Here is a 9,217-nt window from a genome sequence, read left to right on the forward strand (position 1 = left end):
TCAGATTCCCCGAAGGCGACCTTCACGGACCAAGGCCCCGACGGCTCCACGCATCCGCCACCCACCTCACCGGAACCGACGCGCACACATCACTGTGCCCTTCACGGCGTCACATTCCCCGGAGGCTCCTTGCGGAGGACCCTCGCTGGTGGCCTCCTCGGCATCTCAGCGACCCGCCGCCCCGTTCGCCTGCCGACGACGTTTAGCCCGCTAACCGCACCCGCCGGCCCACGCCCGTGGTCCGTGCCGGAGCCGCGCCGTGGCGGCGCGAATTTGCGGCCCGGTGGGCACCAGCGACAATCCAGCACATGACCAGGATCGTCGCGGGGGTTGCGGGTGGGCGTCGGCTGAAGGTGCCGCCGAAGGGGACGAGGCCCACTTCGGAGCGGGTGCGCGAGGCGTTGTTCGGGTCGCTGGAGACGGCGGGGGAGCTGGACGGCGCGAAGGTGCTCGACCTGTACGCGGGTTCCGGCGCGCTCGGCCTGGAAGCCCTTTCGCGCGGTGCGGCGGAGGCCTTCTTCGTCGAGGCGGACCGGGTCGCGGTCGAGCTGCTCCGCGCCAACGTCGGCGGGGTCGGCCTCGGCGGGACGGTGCGGCACGGACGGGTGGAGGCGGTCGTGGCCGAACCGGCTCCGGCGGCTTTCGACCTGGTGATCGCCGACCCGCCGTACTCGGTCGACGCGGCGGCGCTCGGTTCGATGCTCGCGTCGTTGTCGTCGGGCGGGTGGGTCGCCGAGAACGCGCTGGTGGTGGTGGAGCGCGCGGTGCGGGACGGCGATCTCGACTGGCCGGAGCCCTACCGGCCGCTGCGCACGAAGAAGTACGGGGACACCGGGATCTTCCGCGCGGAGCATGTGACCGACCTATCTTGACCGTGTGGCCGCGGGCGGGGCTTGGTAGCGTCCGCCCATGCGGCGTGCGGTCTGTCCCGGCTCCTACGACCCGGCGACCAACGGACATCTCGACATCATCGAGCGGGCTTCGCGGCTCTTCGACGAGGTGGTCGTGACGGTCATGATCAACAAGAACAAGAAGGGCCTGTTCGCGATCGAGGAGCGGATGGAGCTGCTGCGGGACACCACCGCCTCGCTGCCCAACGTCCGGGTCGATTCGTGGCAGGGCCTGCTCGTCGACTACTGCCGGGCCAACGACATCGCGGCCATCGCGAAGGGCCTGCGCTCGGTCAGCGACTTCGACTACGAGCTGCAGATGGCGCAGATGAACCGCGAGCTGTCCGGCGTGGAGACGCTGCTCATGCCGAACAACCCGGTTTACGGCTTCCTGTCCAGCTCGCTGGTGAAGGAGGTCGCCACCTACGGCGGCGACGTCACGAACCTGGTCCCGCCCCTGGTGCTCGAACGCCTGAAGGAAAAGCTCCCCGCCCTTGGCTGACCGCGCGCGGGCCGTCCACCGCGATGGCCGGGTTTGCGGCGCTGGATGCCCCGAAGGTCACCTTCGGGGCACGTGCTGGGATTCGCTCCCTCGCCCCTGCTCGTTTCCTCGCTCATGTTCTTGGAGGGAGCCTTCAAGACGTGGACGCCGTGGATGCGGCCTTCGTGAGCTTCCTCTGCTCCCGCGCGCACGCCCTGAACCCAGCGCATGCCCCTGAAGGGGGCCTTGAGGGAATCTGATGCGGTGAAGGCGTCCTTCAGGGCATGGGCGTCACCATGCCGGGCGCTGTGAGGGGCGAGATTGTGGCGTCAGATTCCCTGATGGTGCCCTTGAGGGCATGCGCTGGGATTTAGTGGCTCGCGTCTCTTTCTCGTGTCCGCGCTGGTGCCTCCGTGCTGGTGCCCCGGACAGGGGCCTCCAAGGGCGTGAATGCCGTGGAGGTGGCCTTCGAGGGCTTGCTTGGTTCCGGGGCGCATGCCCCGATGGGGGCCTTGAGGGAATCGGATGCGGTGAAGGCGTCCTTCAGGGCATGGGCGTCACCATGCCGGGCGCTGTGAGGGGCGAGATTGTGGCGTCAGATTCCCTGATGGTGCCCTTGAGGGCATGCGCTGGGATTTAGTGGCTCGCGTCTCTTTCTCGTGTCCGCGCTGGTGCCTCCGTGCTGGTGCCCCGGACAGGGGCCTCCAAGGGCGTGAATGCCGTGGAGGTGGCCTTCGAGGGCTTGCTTGGTTCCGGGGCGCATGCCCCGATGGGGGCCTTGAGGGAATCGGATGCGGTGAAGGCGTCCTTCAGGGCATGGGCGTCACCATGCCGGGCGCTGTGAGGGGCGAGATTGTGGCGTCAGATTCCCTGATGGCGGCCTTCAGGGACCACGCCAGGCAATCGCCGCCCCGCGCGGCGAGCTGCTCGTGGAGGGCGGGCAAACGGTCGCGTTGACCCGAACGGACGCGGCCATTCGTAGGGACTTCCGCGGGCCAGCCGAGAGTTCACGCGACGGCCTCCCGGTGATCACGTGATCGGGTTACGGTCCGAAAATGACTAACCAACGATCTCGTGTAGCCGGTGTGCTGCTTGCCTTCGTGATCACCCTGTTGAGCGGTCTCGGCATCGCGACGAGCGCTTCGGCCAGCGCGCCAGCGGCCGGAGCGGCCGGAGCGGCTGGAACGACCGGTGCGGCCGTCGCCGCGCCGAGCTGCGGCGACACCTCGAGCTACAAGAAGACCCCGCTGTCCACGCTGCCTGCCGAGGCGGGGCAGACCTACGACCTGATCAAGAAGGGCGGCCCGTTCCCGTACCCGGGCAAGGACGGCTCGGTCTTCACGAACAAGGAAGGCATCCTGCCGTCCTGCGCGAGCGACTACTACCACGAGTACACGGTGCCGACCCCCGGCAGCCCCGACCGCGGCGCGCGCCGGATCGTCACCGGCAGTGCGGGCGAGTTCTTCTACACCGGCGACCACTACAAGACCTTCTCGATCATCCAGGTCGACGGCGGCACCCCCAACCCGACGCCGAAGTGCGGCGACACCGCGGGCGTGGCGAAGGTGAAGCTGTCGACGCTGTCCTCGGCCGCCAAGTCCGCCGTCGAGCAGGCGAAGAGCGGCGCGGCCGGCACGGTCTACGAGAACCGCGAGGGTGTTCTCCCGAAGTGTGACGCCGGCTACTACCACCTCTTCAACGCGGGCGACCAGGACCGCGTGATCTCCGGCAAGGGCGGCGAGATCTTCTACACCCCCGACCACTACGCGACTTTCAAGCTGGTCGACCTCGGCGGCTGACGCTCGCCCCGTGCACGGCGGGCCGGGCGTGCGCAGGACACGCCCGGCAGAGCCCTCGTTCACCGTTTCGGGCTGCTGACCGGGCAAACTGGGCGTAGCCAAATTCGGGGAACAGGCTAGCTAGGGAGTTGCCGTGTACCGGGTGTTCGAGGCTCTCGACGAGCTCGTCACGATCGTGGAAGAGGCTCGCGGCGTTCCGATGACGTCGAGTTGCGTGGTCCCGCGCGGCGACATGCTGGAACTGCTCGACGACGTACGGGACGCGCTGCCGGGCGAAGTGGACGACGCGCAGGACGTGCTCGACAAGCGGGACGACCTGATCGGCAAGGCGCGCACCGAGGCCGACAGCACGGTCAACGGGGCGAACGCGCAGGCCGAGCAGACCATTTCCGACGCGCAGGCCGAGGCGGAGCGCATCCTCGCCGACGCGCAGGCGCGCGCGGACCAGATGATGGCCGACGCCCACAACGAGGCCGAGCGCATGGTCGCGGGCGGGCAGGCCGAGTACCAGAACCTCACCGAGCGCTCGCGCGCCGAGTCCGAGCGCATGATCCAGGCCGGCCGCGACGCGTACGACAGGGCGATCGACGACGGCCGCAACGAGCAGGCGCGCCTGGTCGCGCAGACCGAGGTCGTGCAGGCCGCGCACGCCGAGTCGGCCAGGATCGTCGACGAGGCGCACGGCGAGGCCGATCGCCAGCGCGCCGACTGCGACGCCTACGTCGACGGCAAGCTCGCGGAGTTCTCCGAGCTGCTGGCCACCACGCTGCGCACCGTCGACTCCGGCCGCAACCACCTGCGGGCCCCGAGCCCGATGAGCGGCGGCCGCACCACCCTGTACGACTACCAGGCGTAGGGGACGCGTACGCTGGTGAGGTTGCGCGCGAGTCGCGCCCCGAAACCAGCCACCACTATTCGCAGGTGCAGCCCGAATGCCTGAACAAAAGCCCGCCGCGCATCTCGACGCGCGCGATCCATGGGTGCTCGACACCCGCGAACTCGGCCGCCGTGCCGGGCTCAGCCGCGCGGTCGACCGGACCATGGCGGTGGACGAGCCGCTCGGCGTGCCCGATGTCATCACCGTGCCCAAGGGCGCGGAGGTGCAGGTCGACCTGCTGCTCGAGTCGGTCGTCGAGGGCGTGCTCGTCAGCGGTACCGCGACGGCACCGCTCGTCGGCGAGTGCTCGCGCTGCCTCGACCCGATCTCCGACGAGGTCGAAGTCGAGGTGACCGAGCTGTTCGCCTACCCGGACTCGACCACCGACGAGACCACGGACGAGGACGAGGTCAGCCGCCTCGTCGACGACAGGATCGACCTGCAGCCGCTGGTCCGCGACGCGGTGGTGCTGGCACTGCCGCTGGTGCCGCTGTGCCGGGAAGACTGCGCGGGACTGTGCACCGAGTGCGGCGTGAAGTGGGCCGATCTCGAGCCCGGGCACGGGCATGAGAAGATAGATCCTCGGTGGGCCGCGCTGGTCGAACGTTTTGACGGTGATCAAACGGGTGATCAGCCGAACGGCCCCGAAGAACAAGCCTGACCCAGCAAGTTTGTACGCGCTCGCGCCAGCGGGCAGTTAGTCGATGAGGAGAACCAGCCGTGGCTGTCCCGAAGCGGAAGATGTCGCGATCCAACACGCGCGCCCGCCGTTCGCAGTGGAAGGCGGCTCCGGTGCAGCTGGTGCCCTGCTCGAACCGCGCCTGCAAGCAGCCGAAGCCGCAGCACGTCGCCTGCCCGAACTGCGGGCAGTACGACGGCCGTCAGGTCGTCGAGCCCGCCTGAGGCGGGCGACGCGATCATGGGGGGTAAGTCGACCACGGGGCCCACGGCCGACCCGGCTACCCTGCTCGAAGCGCTCGGCGTCGAGATGGACGCCGAGTTGCTTCGGCTCGCACTGACACATCGCTCGTACGCGTACGAGAACGGTGGCCTGCCGCCGAACGAGCGTCTCGAGTTCCTCGGTGACGCCGTGCTCGGCCTGGTGGTCACCGATCACCTGTACCGGGAGCACCCCGACCTGCCCGAAGGTCAGCTCGCGAAGCTCAGGGCCAGCGTGGTGAACATGCACGCGCTCGCCGGGGTCGCTCGCGGGCTCGGCGAGGGCGGGCTCGGCGCGCACCTGCTGCTCGGCAAGGGCGAGGAGCTCACCGGCGGCAGGGACAAGGCGAGCATCCTCGCCGACGGGCTCGAAGCCGTCATCGGCGCGGTCTTCCTCGCGCACGGCATCGAAGCGGGCCGCACCCTGGTGCACCGGCTCTTCGACGGCCTGCTGGCCGAGGCGCCGCTGCGCGGTGCCGGGCTGGACTGGAAGACGAGCCTGCAGGAACTCACCGCGTCCTCCGGGCTCGGCGTCCCGGAGTACCGCGTCGAGGACACCGGGCCGGACCACCGCAAGGAGTTCAGCGCCACCGTGCTGGTCGGTGGGCGCGATCTCGGGCACGGTGACGGCACCACGAAGAAGGAAGCCGAGCAGAAGGCCGCCGAGACGGCTTGGCGCTTCCTGACCAAGGAGATCGAGGCCGCCAAGGCCGAATCGGAAGCCGACTAGCGCGGCATGCCGGAGCTTCCCGAGGTCGAGGTCGTTCGCGCCGGGCTCGCCGAGCACGTGGCGGGCCGGGTGATCAGCGAGGTCGAGGTCCTGCACCCGAGGGCGATCCGGCGGCACGTGCTGGGCGCGGCGGACTTCACCGGCAGGCTCGCCGGTGTCGGGATCGTGGCCGCGAGCCGGCGCGGCAAGTACCTGTGGCTGGAGCTGTCCAGCGGTGAGGCCGCGCTCGCGCATCTCGGCATGAGCGGCCAGATGCTGGTGCGGCCGGAGGACGCGGCCGACGAGAAGCACCTCCGCGTCCGGATGCGCTTCGACGACGACGGCCCCGAACTGCGGTTCGTCGACCAGCGGACCTTCGGCGGGCTCGCGCTCGACGACATGGTTTCCGCCGACGGCTCCCGCGTGCCGGGCACGATCGCGCACATCGCGCGCGACCCGATGGACCCGCTGTTCGACCCGGTGGCCGCGGTCCGCGCGCTGCGGTCGCGCCGCACCGAGGTCAAGCGGGCGCTGCTCGACCAGACACTGGTCTCCGGGGTCGGCAACATCTACGCCGACGAAGCGCTGTGGCGGTCGAAGCTGCACTGGTCCCGGCCGACCGAGAAGCTCACGGCGGCGCAGGGGAAGAGCGTCCTCGCGTCGGCGACCGAGGTGATGTCCGAGGCGCTCGCCGCGGGCGGAACCTCCTTTGATGCCTTGTACGTCAACATAAACGGCCAGTCCGGCTACTTCGACCGCTCGCTCGACGCGTACGGGCGCGGTGACGAGCCGTGCCGCCGCTGCGGCACCGCGATCGTCCGCGAAGCCTTCATGAACCGCTCTTCGTACTTCTGCCCTCGCTGCCAGCCGAGGCCGCGCCACCGCTGAACAGTCCACTGAGGACGACACGAACCAGTGCTGTCCGCACTACTGCGCAATGCGTGGTACTGTCCATCGTGTTCAACCAGGAGGCGTCGTGGAGATCAGTCAGCTGCTCAAGGGCGTGCTCGATCTCGCTGTCCTCGCGGTGCTCCGCGAGGACGACGGATACGGCTACGACGTGCTGCGAAGGCTCAGACAGGCAGGGCTCGACGAGGTGGGCGACGCGTCCGTGTACGGCACCTTGCGCCGGCTCTACAAAGGGGGCCTGCTCACGTCGTACGTGGTGCCGAGCGAAGAAGGGCCGCACCGCAAGTACTACAGCATGAACGAACTGGGGCGCCGGCGTCTCGCGGAGTCGGGGAACACGTGGCGGACGTTCGCGAAGACGATGGACAACCTGTTGGGAGAGGCATCATGACCACGCCGACCGCCGTGCGTGACTACCTGGCCAGGGTCCGCACCGCACTGGCCGACCTGCCGGACGCGGAGATCGAGGAGATCCTCGAGGACGTCCGGCCGCATTTGCAGGAAATCGCCGGGGAACTGGGCGAAGACGCCCGCGTCGACAGCATGATCGAACGGCTCGGCTCGCCGGAGAGCTACGCCGCGGAGATCAGGGCGGCAGGCGACTACCCGGCACCACCGGCGTCGCCGCCCCCTGCCGAGGCGAAGAACCGGCCCCGCCACCCGAACCTCGTGCCGAGGATCGCGTTGTGGAGCCTGGTGGGTTCCGCGCTGTTCATCGCGGCGCTCGGCTTCGGTGCCGGGATGTCGCGGCGCAGCGGTCTCCTCGGTTTCCTGGTGGTGCCCGCCGTCTTCCTCGTCTTCGGCGCGGTGCACGTGGTGAAGCACGGGCTCGGACCGGTCAAGGCACTGCCCGAGGTCCGTGCCGTGCTGGGATACCTGCGCTCGGAGGACAGGACGGACTCGCAGCGCAGGGCGATGGCGTACCTGCGCTCACTGCAGCCCGCGTGGTGGCTGGTGTGCACCGCCGCGCTGGCCCTGCTCGGCGTGCTGCTGGTGCGCCGCTCGTCGTTCGCGGTGCTGGTGCTGGTGGCACTGGTCGTGGTCGGGGTGGTGGCGATCGTGGTCGCGCCGATGCTCGCGAAGGACCGGCGCTGGCTGTGGTACAGCCTGCCGGTGTCGGCGCTCGCGGCGGGTGCGCTGCTCGGCGGTGGCGCGCACCTGCTGGATTCGCAGAGCTTGAACGGCCCCTACGGCTACAGCTCGACTTCCTACACCTCGAACCAGACAGCGGACGGAAGGCCCGCGCTGTCCTACGGCGCGGACAACGTCGAGAACATCTACGCCTTCGACGCGCAGGGGAAGCCGCTGCACGACATCTACCTGTTCGACGAGAACGGCAGGCCCCTTTCGCTGCCGCGCTACGCGTGTGAGCCCGCTTCGGGTGGCAAAGCCGCGCGAGGCAACGACAACGTGTACCCGCGCCCCCGCATCGACCAGGGCACGCTCGACGACCACGGCAACCGCAACGGCTACTACGGGTACCGCGCCTACTGCCAGGAGAACACGGAAACCCCGTTCGCGGCCGCGCTCCCGAAGGTGCCGACGAGCAAGGCGCCGGCACCACCGTCCACAGTGTCCTCGACACCGGCACCGCCGCCCGCACCGCCCGCGTCGCCGGAGCCGCCGAAACCCAGCCCCGCGCCCACGCGCTGAGGGCGGCCGAAAAAAGCAGGGAGCGGTGTCGGGGCCGCTCCCTGCTTTTCGTTGCCGGTACTGGGTGTTACCCGAGCGCGTGCGCCCGCATGGAGAACCTGGCCAGCATTTCACGGCCCTGTTCGGCGTTGCGGGGCTGCGTCAGCACGTCGTAGCGCTTCGCGACGAGCTGGCTCGTCGAGACGAAGCCGCGGCGGCCTTTCGTGGCGCCGTAGCTGATCGCGGCGAAAATGAGGCTGAACACGATGCCCGCGCCGAGACCCATCACGATGGGCAGCAGCCCGGCGCCGGGGGTGAACATGCTCAGCAGCAGGCCGACGAACAGCCCGAACCAGGCGCCGGACATGGCCGCGCCGCCGAGCACCTTGCCCCACGACAGCTTCGCCGAGACCCGCTCCACCAGCATCGGCTCGACGCCGACGATGGTCACGTCGGTCACCGGGAAGTCGTTGCCTGCCAAGTGATCGACCGCGCGCTGCGCCTCATCGTAGGAGTCGTACGACCCGATCGGCCATCCGCTCGGGAGGGTCGGCACGCGCGGGGTCCCCTGGCCGCCCGCGAAGGCGGCACCTGTGAATGCTGTGGTCATTGTCCTCACCTCTTCACCCCGTCCAACGTGGCGCGGCGGTGAGAAATGCCGGAAACGCCAACTTCACAGGAAGCTCTTATGTTTTGTCGGTCTGTGTTTTTTATCGGTCGTCAGAATTTGCGCTGCCAGGGCGCGGCTTCCAGCTCGACCCGCCGGTTGGTCGCGGGGTGCGCCCTGCCATCGCAAATTCAGAGGGCCCAGGGGGCCCTGCGACCGACTTGCACGCTCCCGGGCGCGCGGGGCGCACCGGGTCGCCGGGTGGGTGGCTGGGTTGGGAGTGACCGCGCCTTCGGCGCGGGCCTCGCGGCACTCGGAGGGTAGGCGGGCGAGGGGGGTGTGGTGGGGTGGGGTGAGGCTGTGGATGCTTTGTT

11 protein-coding genes are annotated in these 9,217 nt (G+C 69.4%); 10 read left to right on the forward strand and 1 reads right to left on the reverse strand.

What is annotated here, in order from left to right; translation table 11 throughout:
* The first annotated feature begins 308 nt into the window (after window positions 1–308).
* The 10 genes from rsmD (at window position 309) to ABD256_RS29805 (ending at window position 8,257) form a co-directional block, all read left to right on the forward strand.
* Window positions 309–872 (forward strand): 16S rRNA (guanine(966)-N(2))-methyltransferase RsmD, encoded by a 564-nt coding sequence (gene rsmD / locus ABD256_RS29760; RefSeq protein WP_344426285.1) that lies wholly within the window; start codon window positions 309–311, stop codon window positions 870–872.
* Between the two features lie 37 nt (window positions 873–909).
* Window positions 910–1,392, forward strand: a complete 483-nt coding sequence (gene coaD, locus ABD256_RS29765) for a pantetheine-phosphate adenylyltransferase (RefSeq protein ID WP_344426288.1) — start codon at window positions 910–912, stop codon at window positions 1,390–1,392.
* A 1,034-nt stretch (window positions 1,393–2,426) separates the two neighbouring features.
* Window positions 2,427–3,170, forward strand: coding sequence for a ribonuclease domain-containing protein (locus ABD256_RS29770; RefSeq protein WP_344426290.1), 744 nt, complete (start codon window positions 2,427–2,429; stop codon window positions 3,168–3,170).
* A 133-nt stretch (window positions 3,171–3,303) separates the two neighbouring features.
* Complete coding sequence (locus ABD256_RS29775; protein WP_344426293.1) at window positions 3,304–4,026, forward strand: DivIVA domain-containing protein; 723 nt, start codon at window positions 3,304–3,306, stop codon at window positions 4,024–4,026.
* 76 nt (window positions 4,027–4,102) lie between these two features.
* Window positions 4,103–4,708 (forward strand): YceD family protein, encoded by a 606-nt coding sequence (locus ABD256_RS29780; RefSeq protein WP_344426296.1) that lies wholly within the window; start codon window positions 4,103–4,105, stop codon window positions 4,706–4,708.
* A 59-nt stretch (window positions 4,709–4,767) separates the two neighbouring features.
* Window positions 4,768–4,950 (forward strand): 50S ribosomal protein L32, encoded by a 183-nt coding sequence (gene rpmF / locus ABD256_RS29785; protein WP_215542438.1) that lies wholly within the window; start codon window positions 4,768–4,770, stop codon window positions 4,948–4,950.
* A 16-nt stretch (window positions 4,951–4,966) separates the two neighbouring features.
* Window positions 4,967–5,716 (forward strand): ribonuclease III, encoded by a 750-nt coding sequence (gene rnc, locus ABD256_RS29790; protein WP_344426303.1) that lies wholly within the window; start codon window positions 4,967–4,969, stop codon window positions 5,714–5,716.
* Window positions 5,717–5,722: 6 nt separating this feature from the next.
* On the forward strand, window positions 5,723–6,583 hold the full coding sequence (gene mutM / locus ABD256_RS29795) for a bifunctional DNA-formamidopyrimidine glycosylase/DNA-(apurinic or apyrimidinic site) lyase (protein WP_344426306.1): 861 nt from the start codon (window positions 5,723–5,725) through the stop codon (window positions 6,581–6,583).
* Window positions 6,584–6,671: 88 nt separating this feature from the next.
* The gene (locus ABD256_RS29800; protein WP_215542441.1) at window positions 6,672–6,995 is read left to right on the forward strand and encodes a PadR family transcriptional regulator; all 324 of its coding nucleotides are present in this window, start codon (window positions 6,672–6,674) and stop codon (window positions 6,993–6,995) included.
* Window positions 6,992–8,257: a DUF1700 domain-containing protein gene (locus ABD256_RS29805; protein ID WP_344426310.1), complete on the forward strand. Its 1,266-nt coding sequence runs from the start codon at window positions 6,992–6,994 to the stop codon at window positions 8,255–8,257. Before ABD256_RS29800 ends, ABD256_RS29805 begins: the two co-directional genes overlap by 4 nt.
* A 67-nt stretch (window positions 8,258–8,324) precedes the next feature.
* Here ABD256_RS29805 and ABD256_RS29810 read toward each other — a convergent pair whose 3' ends face one another.
* Window positions 8,325–8,846 (reverse strand): YflT domain-containing protein, encoded by a 522-nt coding sequence (locus ABD256_RS29810; RefSeq protein WP_344426314.1) that lies wholly within the window; start codon window positions 8,844–8,846, stop codon window positions 8,325–8,327.
* Window positions 8,847–9,217 lie beyond the last annotated feature (371 nt).

It is taken from the genome of Amycolatopsis minnesotensis (genome assembly GCF_039529815.1).
GTDB lineage: Bacteria > Actinomycetota > Actinomycetes > Mycobacteriales > Pseudonocardiaceae > Amycolatopsis > Amycolatopsis minnesotensis.

Coding starts and splice junctions, on each gene's coding strand:
- rsmD (WP_344426285.1), top strand. CDS start 309: ATGACCAGGATCGTCGCGGGGGTTGCGGGTGGGCGTCGGCTGAAGGTG.
- coaD (WP_344426288.1), top strand. CDS start 910: ATGCGGCGTGCGGTCTGTCCCGGCTCCTACGACCCGGCGACCAACGGA.
- ABD256_RS29770 (WP_344426290.1), top strand. CDS start 2,427: ATGACTAACCAACGATCTCGTGTAGCCGGTGTGCTGCTTGCCTTCGTG.
- ABD256_RS29780 (WP_344426296.1), top strand. CDS start 4,103: ATGCCTGAACAAAAGCCCGCCGCGCATCTCGACGCGCGCGATCCATGG.
- rnc (WP_344426303.1), top strand. CDS start 4,967: ATGGGGGGTAAGTCGACCACGGGGCCCACGGCCGACCCGGCTACCCTG.
- mutM (WP_344426306.1), top strand. CDS start 5,723: ATGCCGGAGCTTCCCGAGGTCGAGGTCGTTCGCGCCGGGCTCGCCGAG.
- ABD256_RS29805 (WP_344426310.1), top strand. CDS start 6,992: ATGACCACGCCGACCGCCGTGCGTGACTACCTGGCCAGGGTCCGCACC.
- ABD256_RS29810 (WP_344426314.1), bottom strand. CDS start 8,846: ATGACCACAGCATTCACAGGTGCCGCCTTCGCGGGCGGCCAGGGGACC.